Raw genomic sequence first — 16,003 nt, forward strand, 5'->3', positions numbered from 1 at the left:
GCCTACAATGATGACTGCAAAGGAAAATATCATAGCTTTTACAAAGAAAACTCTCGCACTTGCTATCGCAGTGGGTTTAATCACTGGTCTGGTGGAGGGAATATTACTGTTCGGCCTGCATCAAACTAATCTCTTGACGTGGCGTCTGCAGAACCGCGCCTTTTGGTACGAAACATTATGGATCGCTCCGTTGGTGGATTTGATCTTGTTCGCGTTGGCGGGTGGTTTCTTTGCGTTGGCGGGCTGGCTTCTTCCGCGACTGCCGATCAGAAAAGTATCGTGGTTTGTGTTCATCCTGCTTGCTGTGTTCGACTGGATCTTTATTGTTTTGTTTGGAAAAATTTCGTTGGTTGCGATTTTTATCCTTGCGATAGGGATCAGCATTCAAGTTTTCAATCCAATCATGAAGCGAGAAATTGCAGCTTCAGCGGGGCTTCAAAAAATATTGCCGTGGCTGGCAGGCGTGGCTTTTTCTCTGTTCGTGGTGATTCAGGGTGGGGGATGGCTTAACGAAAAAGTAAATACATCAAAGTTGCCTTTGGCTAAAACAGAAACGCCAAATGTGATCGTCATTATTGTGGACACTCTTCGCGCGGATCATCTTTCTTCCTATGGATACAAGCGAGATACCAGCCCCTTTATTGACAGCCTTGCGGCACAAGGTGTCCGTTTTGAGAATGCCATCTCGTCTGCTTCATGGACACAACCTTCTCACGCTTCCATGTTGACAGGACGTTACACCTACGAACATCAAGCAGAGACGAAGCCGTTAGATAATACCTATCCGACCATTGGTGAAGTCATGCAATCCAATGGATATCGTAGCGGGGCCTTTTCGGGAAATACAGAATTTTTCACGCGTCGTCAGGGATTTGGGCGCGGCTTTCTACATTTTGAAGACAATTACAAGTCTGTGCCGGATGCGTTTTTCAATTCATCCTTGTATGGGTTTTTATTTGACTTCTATGGCTTGCGGAAGGCCTTGAACTACGAAGGTGTACCAACCCGCGTCCTTGCCCCAGATATCAACCGTTCTGTTCTCAATTGGATCGATAAGGATGACACACCCTTCTTTGTCTTCATCAATTATTTTGATGTACATGACCCATATACCCCGCCGGAGCCGTATCGAAGCAAGTATGCATCGTCTCCAAACCCTGGTGGTTTGATCAACGGATTTATGGAAAGATACCACCCTGACCTAACTCCTGAACAATTACAAAGCGAGATCGACGCCTATGATGGTTCGATTTCATATGTGGATGACCAGATCAAGGCGTTATTTAGTGAACTTGAGCAACGTGGGCTGTCTAAAAATACAATTGTGATCCTTACTTCTGACCATGGTGAATCTTTGGGTGAACATGGGTTGCTCCAACACAGCGCATCTTTGTATTTGAATGAAATTCATGTTCCGTTGATTGTTTGGGGGCCGGGGCATGTCCCATCTGGGAAATCCATCGATACCCCTGTGACTCTCACTGCCCTTCCTTCGACCATCCTGTCCTTGATCGGCTCAAGTAATAATGATCCTTTCCCTGGCCCTTCTCTTGCCATTTTGATGTCTGGTGATGATGTGCCCGCAGATTGGCCTGATCCTATCTCTGAAGTGGCACAGTTTTCAGGGGCGGCTGAACAGAATCCGTCTACGCATGGTGAGATGAAGTCAGTGATTGGGACAGAACAACAATATATTGTCCATGAGAAGTTCGGTGAAGAATTGTATAACTGGCGCGAAGACCCGTTGGAAGAAAACAACATCATATCCGAACCTTCATCACAGACGGTTGTTGATGAATTCAGGAACTATCTCAAGAATCTTATAGGCGAGTTGTTCAAAGCCCATGAATAAAAAAAGAAATCTAACCCGCAGGGATTTCCTCAAACTGGCAGGTGTTGGTACTGCCGTGGTTGTGCCTGCCGCATTGGGAGTTGGTGTATATCGTACAGCATTAGGGGATGCACCAATTGAGCGTTCTCCTTATGTCGAGACCGTTCATACAGATGATCTGAATGGCTCTGTACCGATCCTGTTGATCGTCAACAAGGATTCGACAAATCCGTTTGGAATGTATTTCACCGAGATTCTGCGTGCTGAAGGCTTGAACTGTTTTCATACAACGGATCTTTCCACACTTCAGCCTGCCTCGCTCGAAAAGTATGACGTTGCCATCCTTGCTGAGTCTCCATTAACTGCTCCGCAATTGGATATGTTCGAAACCTATGTTTCGCAAGGCGGACGACTCGTCAGCATGAAACCGGCTGATCGTTTAGATTCAGTTTTCGGCTTGGAAAGAAGCGAAGGCACTTTGTCCAAAGGATATATCAAGACTGATGATAGTTATCCTGCGAGCAAAGGGATCAATTCATCCACCATGCAATTGCATGAGGATGTGAATTTATATAATCTTGTTGGCGCACAACGTATTGCGTCATTGTATTCAGACCGCGATACGGGCACCGAACACCCTGCGATTTCGATCAATCAGGTTGGAGATGGCTTTGCTGTTGCATTTGCTTTCGACCTTGCGAAGAGCATTGCGTACATGCGGCAAGGGAACCCAGAGCAAGCCAACAAGGATGTTGACGGTTTGAGCGGCGTTCGTACTGTGGATATGTTCGTAGATTGGATAGACCTCGAACGCATTCATATCCCGCAGGCTGATGAACAGCAAAGATTGTTTGCAAATATCCTTGCGCAATTGAGCAAGCGACCGTTGCCGCGTTTATGGTATTTCCCTGAAGATAAAAAGAGTGTATTGATCGCGACAGGTGACTCGCATAGTAACCCCGCTAATTTCATCGAAGAAGTCTTAACGATCGTGGATCAACGTGGCGGGCACTTTACTGTTTACTATTCGCCGCAGATCGTAAGTGATGTAGGACGTGCAGCACGCTGGTCTCGTTTTTGGCTGACCGATCATGTTCCCGTTGTTTCAAATCTTTTAGGCGAAGAATTTGGTTCGCCAACCCCGCTCATGGTGAACGAGTGGCGCGCACGCGGACATGAGATCACATTGCATCCGTATGTGGAGACAGGTCTAGAAGAGTGGATGTTGTATTGGAAGGAATTCACCGGCAGAGGATATGAGCCTCTCTCTCAAACGGTCCGCACACATCGCATTCTTTGGACGGGTTGGATGGAAACGGCACAGGTGCAGGCGACTTACGGCATGCGCATGAACTTTGATTATTATCATGTTGGTCCATCACTGCAAAAGAAGAACGGCGAATGGGTGAACGGTCATCTTACCGGAAGCGGTCGTCCTATGAAGTTCGTTGACGAGCAGGGTCGTATCATTGACCTTTATCAACAACATACGCATATCGCTGATGAGCATCTTATTCCCATGGATGTGCCCGGGTGGGGCGGCTGGCCGCAACTAACTGCACAGGAAGCCGTGGAAGTTTCTAAATACATGCTCGATCGTTCAGTGAACGGTGATTATTGTGCAATTGGCGGGCAGTTCCATGTAGACCCTTTTCAATTGGTGGGCGACCCCGCTGAAAAAGGTCGCGCCTTTTTGGAAGGCACATTGGATGAAGCAAATAAACTTGGTGTGCCGATCCTCTCTGCTCAAGAATGGCTTGACTTTACAGACCTGAGGCACGAATCTAATTTTGCAGATGTGATTTGGGATGCGGACGCCTCAACCCTGACCTTCAATCTGCTTCCGTTAAATCAATCTGATTCCACACTGACAGTTCTGCTTCCCATCGCAATTGCTGATAAATCACTTTCCACAATTCGCGTGGATAGTGTAACGACTTCGATAGATACTCGTCTCGTACTAAGCGGTGCAGAATATGCGCTTATTATTGTCAAAGCGCAGGAACATATGATTGAAGCAGCGTATTTATAGAAATCAACTCGTAGTTTGGGAGATATGCAATTATGTCGAATTTATCAGGGAAGCCAATGTCAAAAAACCAAAGGATACTCCTGTCGGTGTTGGGCGTTTTGGCTGTTTATTTTTTCGTATTTCATAACCTGACTCGTTTTCCGTCACCCTGGTTCGATGAGGGGTCGCATCTGCACGTACCTAAAACATTGGTTAAATTTGGGGTGTATGCCGATATTAGCAGTGAAGGGTTCCGCTATTATGGCCCAACCATCGGGGTTGGCCCTACAGTCATGCTTCCCATTGCGGCGATGTTTAAGTTATTTGGGGTAGGTTTATTACAAGCACGCATCGTCATGGCGTTATATCTTCTTGCCGCCATCTTTACATTCTACCGGTTGGTTGAGTTTCTCTCTGGGAAATGGGTGGCATGGATTGCCATCGCTCTGATGCTTTCCTCTCGTAGTGTATTGGTTTTGGAATATGGCCGTCAGTTGCTTGGTGAGGTGCCGGGTCTCTTTTTCCTGCTCCTTGCTTTATATCTGTGGTTCTCCAAATGGAATGAAAACGATTGGAAGCGTTTATCTCTGATCGGCCTGCTCTTTGGGCTGGCAATGATCACCAAGTATCAATATTTGTTGTTCCTTGCTCCTGCATTGATCCTTTCATGGGGACTGGATATTTTTTACTACAAGACATCCTCTCATCGTAATTTTCTTGTGCCGGGCATTATTGCGGCCGGTAGTTTTGGAATTTGGCAGTTGCTCACACTTCAATATTTGGGCCCTTCTACAGCTATGGAGAACTTGGCGTTATTGCGGACAACCGCAGAAGGGGCAGCTTTCAATTTCAACCTTGCCCAGCTTTCTGCCAATTTTGGCGAATTAACATCTCGTGCGGCGTATTTAGGCGCATTGATTCCCGCAGTATTTTATGGATTGTTTATCTCTTTGCCTCGCACCCGTGATGGCCAAAAGTGGAGCGTGATTTTTCTTCTCGTAGCCTTGAACCTGGTTTGGTATGTGGTTGCATCCATCGGATGGGTACGATATGCGTTTCTTGGCCTTACGTTGTCCAGTATCTTCATTGCTCGTTTGTTTTCAGAAATTGCAAATGGTTTTAAGTTCGACTGGAGCAAAGGTTGGTTTCATTCCTTGTTCGAGATACGAAACGCCCCTCGCTTTGCAGTTTCCCTTTGGTTGCTTTTAATCATCTTGATTCCACTGGCGAAGACAGTTCTTGAAATTGCTGCACCCGGTCCCGCTTATGCACAACAAATGTCTGCTTATATCAATGAAAATGTCCCACAAGGTGCAGTGATAGAGACTTGGGAGCCTGAAATTGGCTTTCTGACCGATCATAATTATCACTACCCGCCTAATGCTTTGCTTGCAGTTGCTGTAAACCAGGTCTATTATGGCGGCGACCCTGTACATGATCGTTATGATTTTGTACAAGCCGAACACCCGGCGTATCTACTTGTGGGTAAATTCTCCAAGTGGACAAAGATATATTCGGCGGAAGAACTAGAAGGTCAATATGAATGGGCCGCTAGTTTCGGAGATTACGACCTTTATAAGCTCGTCGAAAAGTGATCGGAGATTTGATGGTTCAGCAATTGATAGTTTTTGTATTACTGGTTGTAGTGGCTGGCATTTATATTATTGGGATGCGTCGCGATTCCAACAAATTGACCGCTTTAGCCGCGAATTTGTTTGCCGTGTATGCAATTGCATGGATTTTATTTATGGTCTATGCATGGATCAACCATATCAACTTCCCGCTCAACCTTGAGGCTATGGAGTTGACAGTCGTTCAGCACCTCAAGCGGATCATGGCAGGGCAACCTGTATACGTAGAGCCGTCGCCCGATTTCGTTCCTTTGGCGTACGCACCTTTGTATTATTATTTTTCGGTTCCTTTTGCATGGTTGTTCGGCGCAAATTTATTGACAATGCGCCTTGTCTCAATCTTAGGGATGCTGGGGTCGGGGATTGTTATTTATTTGGCAGTCAGAAGACATACGCAGTCACATTGGTGGGGAATTATTGCTGTTGGGCTGTTTGCCTCGGCATATCGGGTTATGGATGCCTACCTTGATAATGCCCACTCCGATTCTTGGCTTTTGTGTACTGTATTCTTAGGTTGTTACCTCATTGAACAAAACCGATCACGTGCTTACAACTTGATTGGTGTGTTTTTTCTGATTGTGTCATTCTGGTTCAAACAACATGGTGCATTATTCGTTATTGGTGGTGTTCTGTACCTCACTTGGCGGGACGGTTTGAAAAACTCCTGGATCTATTGGGCACTCGCAGCACTCTTGGGGCCTGCTTTGTATATTGTCGCGCCATCCCTCATGTTTGGCCCACAATTCCATTACTATACCTATTCGATACCAAGCCACTGGAGTGAGTTGACTTTTGGTGCTGTGAAGCGTTATATCGGTTTTGCAGTCAAAGGGTATTTAGCGCTAGCGGGTATTGGGGTATTAGCGTCCCTTTATTTCCTGATTAGGAAATTGAGCAAGGTTAGCGTATGGTACTTCATACTTCCATTTGCCATGTTAAGTGGTTTTATGGGTGCGTTAGACCCGGGTTCAAACAACAACGTATTCATTACAATGGGCGTTTGGTTTATCCTGACAGGCGTTTTGGGGTTGCATTATTTGACGGAACACTTTACACCTGTAAACAAATGGGCAATGCATTTAGGGGTTTTGGCCCTGTCGTTTGGACTATTTTTCTACAATCCCAAGACTGTTCTGGTTTCACCCAAGGCACCTGAAGCTTATCAGGATTTTATTGGATATCTGAACTCTTTGGATGGTTCTGTGTATGCGCCCTGGCTGGGACAATTGCAAGATGGTTATGCATTTTCCCCTTCTGTACATTGGGTGCCCATGGAAGATCTTATCCGCGGGCCTGGAGTGGATGAACGTAATCATCCAACGACCCGTAAGTTGTTGGATGCCGCTATCCATCCAAATGGAACGGCTTATATTTTGATGAACTATCCACTTGAAAATGACCCACTGTTGGGATTTCTGCTGGATGATTATCATTTGGAGACAGATCTTGGTGATCGTTTCGCATCGTTGGGCACTCTCCCAAGAAGGTTTGATCTTCAGTACCCGCGCTACCTTTATAAATATGGCCCCTAGGGTTTTAATGAAAAGTGTAATAAAGGCAGTATCCTTATAAATAAATCTTATTTTTAAGTGTCAGGCTTTTAGCTGGTACTATGAGAATATCTTGCTGTAGAATCTCATAGGATGAAAGATGTCTTTGTTATATTGGCTGTTGCCACTGAAATTAACCGATTAGTGGATCATGCGATCTCATCCACTGGCGGTTGTAATAAACAAAAGTAAGTTTCACTCAATAAAACGGAGGAGTAAACCATGGATCCGGTCAGAATTGGTGTAATTGGTGTTGGAAGAATGGGGCAGAGTCATTGCCGTGTGTATTCAAATTTGCGGCATGCTAAATTCGTGGGGCTGTGTGATGTCAATGCGGATTTGGGCAAGGATGTTGCCCGAAGGCATGAAGTCTCATTTTTCAGGGATGTTGATTCCCTGCTTGAAAACGTAGATGCGGTAAGTGTTTGTACACCTACGCCCGATCACTTTGCCATTGTAAAGAGATGTTTGGAGCAAAACATCCATGTCATGGTGGAGAAACCGTTCACAGAAACGCTGGAGCAGGCTGAAGCGTTGAAGGAGGCGGCTTCAAAGAGCAAAGCGATTGTCCAGGTGGGGCATATCGAAAAATATAATCCAGCATACATCGAACTCCGAAAAGTTTTGGAGGGTATGGAAATCTTGTCGATGAACTTTAATCGTTTGAGTCCATTTCAGGGAAGTAATGTCGATGTGGACGTGGTCCTTGATTTGATGATCCATGATATCGGCTTGGTGGTGGACATGTTCGATAAGGAACCTATTTCTGTAGATGCTCATGGTTTTTCTGTGTTCACAAAGACCATCGATCATGGATTGGCTGTTATAAAATATGAACCTGAACTTTTGTTGACGCTGACAGCTTCAAGAGTGACAGAACAGAAGATCCGTGGAATTTCTGTGACCACTCGCGATGCGTATATTGAGGCGGATCTCCTGCACAAGACAATAGAAGTGCATCGCCGTACTTTGGGCGATTATGTTAATCATAAGAATAGCGTGAAGTATCGCCAGGAAAGTTTGATCGAACGCATCGTGGTGCCTGCTATGGAGCCTTTATTCTTGGAATTACAGGACTTTGTTACCTGTGTGGCTGAATCCAGGATTCCTCAGGTTACAGCAGAGGATGGTTATAACGCATTGCGCTTTGTTATATTGTTGAGGGATAAAATTTTAGAGTCAAGAAGGGTTAAAAATTAAGTCATGAAACTTTCGGTTGTTGTTCCTTGTTTTAATGAAGAAGATAATATTGATAAGCTGAAAACCGAATTCTTTCCTGTCATGGAAAAATTGCTGGGGAGCAATGTAGATGGCAAGCCGATCGATTCGGTTGAAGTTATCTTCGTTGATGATGGCAGTAAGGATGGCACATATGGCGCCTTGAAGGATGCATATGGCTCTTTCAAGCATCCATCTATCTCTGTAAAGTTTGAGAAGCATGAAGTTAATCGCGGTCTCGGTGCGGCCGTGCGGACGGGGTTTGGTGCGGTCACTCGTGACATCATTGTGACGACAGACAGCGATGGTACATACCATTTTTCCACCATCCCTGCCTTGCTTGGCCATCTCAAAGGGAAAGTGTCGATCGTTACAGCCTCACCATATCATCCTAAAGGGGAGGTGGTTGGTGTGCCAGGGTATCGTATCTTCCTGAGTAAAGGTTCATCTCTGATCTATCGCATTTTGCTAAGCTGGAAGGTGCATACCTATACCGCTCTGTATCGTGCTTATCGCAGAGAAGTGATCGATAATGTTTCCTTTGCCGCGAACGACTTTTTAGGCGGCACGGAACTGATGGTGAAGGCTATGTTGAAGGGATATCAAGTGGATGAGTTCCCCGCCGCTCTTCATCAGAGAATGTTTGGTGTATCAAAAGCCAAATTGATGAGGACCATCAAATCACATTTGGGCTTCCAGTTTCGGCTAATTTTGCACAGGCTTCATATCCGCTCCATGTTTGCTTGAGTATTTGGAACTTCTGCAGGGACGTTCCCTGCGTTTTATGAAAGGGAAAATCTATGGCTGTCCGTATTCATCCGACCGCTGATGTTTCGGAAAAAATAACGATTGGGGAGGGGTCAAGCATCTGGCATCATGCACAGGTGCGTGAAGGTGTGTCCATTGGTTCAAACTGCATCATCGGCAAAGGTGTGTATGTAGATGCAGGCGTCTCCATTGGAAATAACGTCAAGATCCAGAATTATGTTTCTGTGTATCACGGCGTCTCATTGGAAGACGGCGTCTTCGTAGGGCCTCATGTCTGCTTCACAAACGATATGCGTCCGCGAGCCATCAACCCTGATGGTTCGCTCAAAGCCGCAGACGATTGGGTGTTGAGTGAAACTCGTATCAAACGCGGGGCGGCGCTTGGTGCAAACTCCACCATTCGATGCGGTATCACCATTGGTGAGTGGGCAATGGTTGGCTCTGGTAGTGTCGTCACGAAAGACGTGCCTGCTCATGGGCTTGTATATGGTAACCCGGCGCAACTGCATGGATTTGTCTGTGCTTGCGGTGAATTTGTGCAAAAAGAATCGCAGGCCGAAAAGAGTGTGATCGCGCGATGCCCAAAATGCAAAAGCACGATCGAAGTTTCAATTGAAGATTGGGAGAGGCAAAAATGATTTACATGGCAAAACCCCAAATTGGGGAAGAAGAAAAACAAGCTGTAATGGAAGTACTGGACTCAGGCATCATTGCACAGGGTCCACGGACCAAGGCGTTCGAAGAAGGCTTTGCGCAAATGTGCAATACAAAATACGCCATAGCTACCTCATCGGGTACAACGGCTTTGCATGTTGCGTTATTGGCCCATGGTATCAAGGCAGGGGATGAAGTTATCACGTCTGCGTTTACTTTCATTGCATCGGCGAACAGTGTTTTATTCACCGGTGCAAAACCGGTTTTTGTGGATATTGATCCCCGCACATTTAATTTGGATGTGGCCCAGATCGAATCTGCTATTACGCCTAAGACGAAGGCCATACTCCCGGTTCATCTCTACGGGTTGGCCTGCGATATGGACCCGATCATGAGTCTTGCCGAGAAGCATGGTTTGGCAGTCATCGAAGATGCTTGTCAGAGTCATGGAGCAACATATAAAGGAAAGAAAGTTGGTTCCTTTGGCACTGGTACTTTCTCGTTGTACCCCACAAAGAATATGACATCCGGCGAAGGTGGCATGATCACCACCAACGATGCTTCCATTGATGAGCATAGCCGCGTCATTCGCCAACATGGAATGCGTGTTCGCTACTATCACGATGAGCTCGGTTACAACTTTCGCATGACGGATGTCCATGCAGCGATCGGTTTGGCGCAGTTGAAAAAATTAGATGGGTTCAACTCGAAGCGTCAGGCAAATGCCAAGTTCCTGAGTGAAAACTTGAAGGGAGTTGTAACGCCGTATATACCTGAAGGGCAGACCCACGTCTTTCATCAGTATACAATCCGGGTCCCAGATGGGAAGCGTGATGCGTTGAGGACTCACTTACAGGAAAAGGGAGTCGGCTCTGAAGTCTACTATCCTGTGCCGATCCATCAGCAGACGTTTTATGTGAAAGAACTTGGTTATAACCAAAGTCTGCCTGAGACAGAGCATGCTACGACGGAAGTTTTATCCTTACCGGTGCATGCCAGCCTTAGTCCGTCGGATTTGGAAACAATAGTCTCAGCAGTAAACGAGTTCATGGGATAGACCAAACTCAAAAATGAAAATTGCTTACGTCGTTCCATACGTTCCAAACCTTATCCGTACCCGTCCGTATAATCTGATCGTTCATCTTGCGGCTTTAGGGAACGAAGTCACGGTTTTCACTCTTGGCTCAGGAGAGCAAGATTTAAAGGATGTAGAAACTCTGCGCACCAAGGTGAAGCAAGTGTATTATCAGGAACAACCTGTATGGTATTCATTATGGAATGGCGTAAAGGTTTTGCCGTCTCGAAGACCTCTTCAGACGGTTTATAGTTGGAATCTGCGATTGGCAAAGCAATTAGTGAGTCTCTTAAGCGTTCCTGGCGCTTTTGATGTGGTGCATGTTGAGCACTTAAGAGGCTCGCTTTATGGCCAATACATAAAAAAACATTTGCCACATATTCCAGTTATGTGGGATAGTGTTGACTGTATCAGCTATCTTTTCAAGCAAGCATCCGCCCATAGTACAGGCGGCTTTGGTAAATTTGTCACGCGGTTCGAGTTGGGAAGAACCCAGTACATGGAGGGGAAACTAATTGGTGAGTTTGACCATGTCCTAGTGACATCCGAGACTGACAAAAATTCTCTTCTTGCATTGGCTTTGCAGGTGCAAAAACTGCCCCTATTTCTGTTTTGTCAAATGGGGTTGACTTGGAGTATTTCTATCCCAACCCTGATATTCAAAGAGACCCGGAGACATTGGTCTTTAGTGGCAAGATGAGTTATCACGCAAATATTTCAATGGTGAAATATCTTGTTTCTGAGATCATGCCGCGAGTTTGGGTGAATCGTCCGCAAGTCAAGTTAGTGATCGTGGGGAAGGATCCAACTCCAGAAATCCGTGCTTTGGGTGAAGATTCACGGATAACTGTTACCGGTACAGTAGATGATATTCGTCCGTATCTTTGGAAGGCAACTGCGGCAGTTGTGCCACTGGTGTATGGAGCGGGGATACAGAACAAGATCCTTGAAGCAATGGCTTGTGAGACGCCAGTAATTACCACATCCAAAACATTATCGTCGCTCCATGTGATATCTGGTGATGATATTTTGGTGGCTGATAGTGCTGATGAATTTTCTCAGGCAATAACCGGAATCTTGGATAGTAAAACCCTTCAATCGAAGGTTGGAGGAAATGGGGGAAAATATGTTAGAAAACACCATAGTTGGAATGCGATAGCGAAGCAGATGTTAGCATGTTACACTCTTCCCATAAGGCAAAGTTAGTGTAATAAATGCTACATTACAGTACTGCGTATAAGCGTCTGAGGCTTGTTGTCGTTTATAAAATTTTACGATATCACTCAATATAAATACTGGATGTAACCTGTCAGGAATGGTTTCCGTCATGCTTGCAACATTGCAAGCATGACGGAAATTTTTATCCCCACTTAAATGTGAGTTTTCAGGAGAAGTAAAATGAAAGTAAATCAGAAACAAATTGTGTCACTATTTATTCTTTTTGTGCTTATTTTTAGTCAATTTGCACACCCGCAATCCGCCTCTGCAGCGACAATTCGTTACGTTGTCTCAACAGGCGGCTTGACTACTGGAACATGCGATAGTTGGGGGAATGCCTGTACTCTACAACGTGCATTAGTTGCTGCGGGGTCTGGTGACGAGATTTGGGTACAACAAGGTATTTATATTCCAGGAACAGGCACTGACCGCGATGCTACATTTGTTATTCCTGATAACATTGCAATTTATGGTGGTTTTGATGGGGATGAAATATTGCGAACTGAACGAAATACTGATCCGTCTCTCACGACTTTAAGTGGTGAAATTGGTACAGTTGCTCTGACTGATAATATAAAACATATTGTTCATATTGAGAATGTAACATCTGCTTTGTTAGATGGCTTTACTGTAAAGTGGGGGTATGTATCAGATGCAGATGGTAATCCTTATGGCGCTGGTATTTCTATTTCCAATAGTAACCTAATACTGAACAATCTTGTTATTGCAAATAATCACGCAGGTGAATCAGTAGGTAGTGGTGGCGGTGGTATATACATTGATGATACCAATGGCGCTCCGGTTATTAGTCCTCAGATTTCCAATGTCACTTTTTTAATGAATGAATCTGGGCGTGGCGGTGGGTTGTTTAGTCAAAATAGTAACCCGGTATTGGAAAATGTAACTTTTACAGAAAATAAAGCTTTAGCAACTGGTGGTGGTGGGCTGAATGCTCAAACCCTGTATGCTCCTGGCGCAGGGCCTGTTATCAACCCATCTCTTACAAATGTGGCCTTTATCAATAATACTGCTGCTGGTGGTGGTGGGATGTTCCTTGGTAATGCAACAGGAAGTTTGGTTAATGTTACATTCAGTGGCAATATTGCCAACCGACGAGGTGGCGGGTTGTTGATGGAATTTAGTTCGCCGATATTAACAAATATAACTTTTTACAACAACACTTCAAATAATACTGGCAATAACCCTAAGGGTGGTGGCGGACTTATGGTTGTAGGTAGTAATCCAACCCTAAACAACATTACTTTTAGTGGAAATAATAGTGCAGACGGCGCTGCCATGCGAAGCGCTCAGGAGCCGACTGCTCCTACTAATAGTAACCCCATAATTCGTAACAGTATTTTCTGGGGAGGTAATTCAACCGAGTTTACAAGTGATGGTACCGGTACCGTCACAATTTCCGATAGCCTTATTCAGGGAGGATGCCCGTCCTTTACTGGTGTTACTTGCACAACTACTATTGTTAATGCGAATCCGTTATTAGGAGCATTAGCTAATAATGGTGGTTTTACACAGACAATGGCATTGGGTGTTGGAAGCCCTGCTATCAACGCAGGAAATAACTCAACTTGTGCTACAACTGATCAACGTAATACTCCACGCCCACAGGGTGGGGTATGTGATATAGGCGCATATGAATATGATTCTGCTCCCACTATTACAAATCGTTCACCTATTCCAAATGCAACTGGAGTTTTAACCTCTACCAATGTAACGGTAACCTTTAGCGAGTCAATGAATGCAACAACTATTACTGGATCCACCTTTGCATTGCGTGCTAATGGCTCTGGCAGTGATGTTCCCGCAACAGTAAGTTATTCGAATCAAGTTGCTACGTTGAATCCAATAGCTGATTTAGCCCCTGCGACACTCTATAATGTGACAGTTTCAAGTTCTGTCGCCGATTTGTCTGGGAATACTCTTGGTAGTAATGATACATGGAGTTTCACTACGGGTGGTGGTTCTTACACGGATACAACTGTGGCAAACTTCAATGGCGGAACAGCAGGAACTTGTGTGGTTGACAACACAATTGGAGATGGAGCTGTGCGTTTGAATACAGCATCATCGACCTCATGTGAGTTCCTGTCGAGGATTTTTGATGCAGGAGATGTTGTCAACTGGAATAACCTGACGTCTACAGTGCAAGCACTAAATGGAACAACAGTAAACTTGGAAGTGCATACAGGCAACACTCCCATACCTGATGACTATTGGTCCGGTTGGGGAGCAGTTGGTAGTCCTACAACCTTTCCGTATGGGCGATATATTCAGTATAGGGCTAATCTGACAAGCCCAACATTGGGAGATACTCCCGTGGTGGAAAATGTAACTTTGTACTACGCAAGTCAAGAAGTGTCAGTGTTAATTGCGCCGAGCGGTTCGCTCACCAACTGGAGTAATACCTTTAGCTGGACAGGAGTCAGCGGGGCAACTGAATATCTATTGGAAGTATATACAGATACCGATGTTCTGGTTCATAAACAATGGTTTACCAAGGCGCAGGCAAGCTGCGACACTGACCTGAGTTGTCAAGTATCACCTGTTGCCTTGGGAAGCCTTGCGCAAGGAAATTATAAATGGTGGATCGAGGATTACGGTTCCGGTACCTATAATTTTGGGCCTTATACTACTTTCACGAGTTTTGTTTTAGGCGGTTCCTGTTACACATTAACAACAAATGTTGTGGGGAGCGGTTCGGTTCAAGTTCCTGCGCAAACTTGTAGTGGTGGGTACACGGCAGGGTCGGTCGTCCAACTTACAGCTCTACCAGGTGCCGGTTTTGTATTTGGCAGTTGGAGTGGAAGTGCAAGCGGAACAAGCAACCCAGTGAGTGTGACAATGAATGCGAACAAGAGCGTAACTGCCACCTTCCGTGGAGAAATATTAATTGCACCGAGTGGGTCGTTTACGAATTGGAGCAACACTTTCAGTTGGACGGGATATAGTGCTGCAACAAATTACTTTATGGAAGTGCGAAAGGTAGATAACACAGTTGTGTTAGCCAAGTGGTATACAGCGGCTCAGGTGAATTGTGATACCGACACGAGTTGTGTAGTCACGCCATCTGAATTGGCAGGCTTGGGAACGGGTAACTACAAGTGGCGTGTGCGTGATTATGGCGCAGGTATTTATGGTCCGTACTCACCCTACATGAGCTTTGATCTGAGTGTTGCTTGTTACACATTGACAACAAATGTTGTGGGAAATGGCTCCATCTTGGCACCTGCTCAAAATTGCGCTGGTGGTTATGCACCGGGCACTGTTATCCAGGTTTTAGGGTCGCCGAGTACTGGCTTTGCATTTGGCGGTTGGAGTGGCGATGTAAGTGGCGTGAGTAACCCTGTTAATATTACGATGAATAGCAACAAGAATATAACTGCTACTTTCCGTGGTGAAGTGTTGATCGCACCGAACGGATCGTTGACGAGTTGGACGAATACGTTTAGTTGGACAGGACATAGCGCCGCTACAAATTACTTTGTGGAGGTACGAAAGACAGATAATACTGTGGTGTTGACCAAGTGGTATACAGTTGCGCAGGCGGGTTGTGATACAGATACAAGTTGTGTAATCTCACCGTCTGAACTGGCAAGTTTGGGAACGGGCAGTTATAAATGGCGTGTGCGAGATTATGGCGCCAGTATTTATGGCCCCTACTCACCATACATGAATTTCTCGTTAAATAATTAAGCTAAATTATATAAAATTGATTATGCAGGTAGTGCCAATTGGACATTGCCTGCATAATCTTTTTAATAGATATCTTGAATTTAGCTTAGGTTGTAGGTCACTATGATCACGTTAATCCACAAACTAATCCCTTTGCTGTAACTCCGATATTTTTTACCTATAACATGAATGGTTCTTAACGAGTGTGGCTTCACAACTGTCCTTTTCTGTGGATTTTGTGGAAAAATGCAATCCAGGCGGATTTGGAGACGAGAAATGACAATTTTGTAATGATATAAAATCTGGTGTAACCCTTCTGATGTATAGTCGTCGAGTGAATAGCAGTGAATATAAATT

General features: G+C 45.1%; 11 protein-coding genes. All 11 read left to right on the plus strand.

Features of this window, described 5'->3' with window-relative positions; all coding sequences use genetic code 11:
* Positions 1-7 precede the first annotated feature (7 nt).
* On the plus strand, positions 8-1,852 hold the full coding sequence (locus tag IPP66_12000; GenBank protein MBK9925998.1) for a sulfatase-like hydrolase/transferase: 1,845 nt from the start codon (positions 8-10) through the stop codon (positions 1,850-1,852).
* The gene (locus IPP66_12005; protein MBK9925999.1) at positions 1,845-3,863 is read left to right on the plus strand and encodes a twin-arginine translocation signal domain-containing protein; all 2,019 of its coding nucleotides are present in this window, start codon (positions 1,845-1,847) and stop codon (positions 3,861-3,863) included. The genes IPP66_12000 and IPP66_12005 overlap by 8 nt, the downstream gene beginning before the upstream one ends.
* Positions 3,864-3,919: 56 nt before the next feature.
* Positions 3,920-5,437 (plus strand): glycosyltransferase family 39 protein, encoded by a 1,518-nt coding sequence (locus tag IPP66_12010; GenBank protein ID MBK9926000.1) that lies wholly within the window; start codon positions 3,920-3,922, stop codon positions 5,435-5,437.
* Positions 5,438-5,448: 11 nt separating this feature from the next.
* Positions 5,449-7,005, plus strand: coding sequence for a glycosyltransferase family 39 protein (locus IPP66_12015; GenBank protein ID MBK9926001.1), 1,557 nt, complete (start codon positions 5,449-5,451; stop codon positions 7,003-7,005).
* 240 nt (positions 7,006-7,245) lie between these two features.
* Positions 7,246-8,223: a Gfo/Idh/MocA family oxidoreductase gene (locus IPP66_12020; protein ID MBK9926002.1), complete on the plus strand. Its 978-nt coding sequence runs from the start codon at positions 7,246-7,248 to the stop codon at positions 8,221-8,223.
* Between the two features lie 3 nt (positions 8,224-8,226).
* Entirely contained in the window at positions 8,227-8,988 is a 762-nt protein-coding gene (locus IPP66_12025) for a glycosyltransferase family 2 protein (protein MBK9926003.1), read from the plus strand.
* 53 nt (positions 8,989-9,041) lie between these two features.
* On the plus strand, positions 9,042-9,647 hold the full coding sequence (locus tag IPP66_12030) for an N-acetyltransferase (GenBank protein MBK9926004.1): 606 nt from the start codon (positions 9,042-9,044) through the stop codon (positions 9,645-9,647).
* Positions 9,629-10,720: a DegT/DnrJ/EryC1/StrS family aminotransferase gene (locus IPP66_12035; protein ID MBK9926005.1), complete on the plus strand. Its 1,092-nt coding sequence runs from the start codon at positions 9,629-9,631 to the stop codon at positions 10,718-10,720. Before IPP66_12030 ends, IPP66_12035 begins: the two co-directional genes overlap by 19 nt.
* Positions 10,721-10,733: 13 nt before the next feature.
* Positions 10,734-11,438: a glycosyltransferase gene (locus IPP66_12040; GenBank protein MBK9926006.1), complete on the plus strand. Its 705-nt coding sequence runs from the start codon at positions 10,734-10,736 to the stop codon at positions 11,436-11,438.
* On the plus strand, positions 11,435-11,944 hold the full coding sequence (locus tag IPP66_12045; protein MBK9926007.1) for a glycosyltransferase: 510 nt from the start codon (positions 11,435-11,437) through the stop codon (positions 11,942-11,944). Before IPP66_12040 ends, IPP66_12045 begins: the two co-directional genes overlap by 4 nt.
* Before the next feature lie 192 nt (positions 11,945-12,136).
* Positions 12,137-15,667: an Ig-like domain-containing protein gene (locus tag IPP66_12050; GenBank protein MBK9926008.1), complete on the plus strand. Its 3,531-nt coding sequence runs from the start codon at positions 12,137-12,139 to the stop codon at positions 15,665-15,667.
* The last annotated feature ends 336 nt before the right edge of the window (positions 15,668-16,003 follow it).

It is taken from the genome of Candidatus Defluviilinea proxima, assembly GCA_016721115.1.
In the GTDB taxonomy this organism is placed as follows: domain Bacteria; phylum Chloroflexota; class Anaerolineae; order Anaerolineales; family Villigracilaceae; genus Defluviilinea; species Defluviilinea proxima.

Coding starts and splice junctions, on each gene's coding strand:
- IPP66_12015 (MBK9926001.1), top strand. CDS start 5,449: ATGGTTCAGCAATTGATAGTTTTTGTATTACTGGTTGTAGTGGCTGGC.
- IPP66_12045 (MBK9926007.1), top strand. CDS start 11,435: ATGAGTTATCACGCAAATATTTCAATGGTGAAATATCTTGTTTCTGAG.
- IPP66_12030 (MBK9926004.1), top strand. CDS start 9,042: ATGGCTGTCCGTATTCATCCGACCGCTGATGTTTCGGAAAAAATAACG.
- IPP66_12050 (MBK9926008.1), top strand. CDS start 12,137: ATGAAAGTAAATCAGAAACAAATTGTGTCACTATTTATTCTTTTTGTG.
- IPP66_12040 (MBK9926006.1), top strand. CDS start 10,734: ATGAAAATTGCTTACGTCGTTCCATACGTTCCAAACCTTATCCGTACC.
- IPP66_12010 (MBK9926000.1), top strand. CDS start 3,920: ATGTCAAAAAACCAAAGGATACTCCTGTCGGTGTTGGGCGTTTTGGCT.
- IPP66_12005 (MBK9925999.1), top strand. CDS start 1,845: ATGAATAAAAAAAGAAATCTAACCCGCAGGGATTTCCTCAAACTGGCA.
- IPP66_12020 (MBK9926002.1), top strand. CDS start 7,246: ATGGATCCGGTCAGAATTGGTGTAATTGGTGTTGGAAGAATGGGGCAG.
- IPP66_12000 (MBK9925998.1), top strand. CDS start 8: ATGATGACTGCAAAGGAAAATATCATAGCTTTTACAAAGAAAACTCTC.
- IPP66_12025 (MBK9926003.1), top strand. CDS start 8,227: ATGAAACTTTCGGTTGTTGTTCCTTGTTTTAATGAAGAAGATAATATT.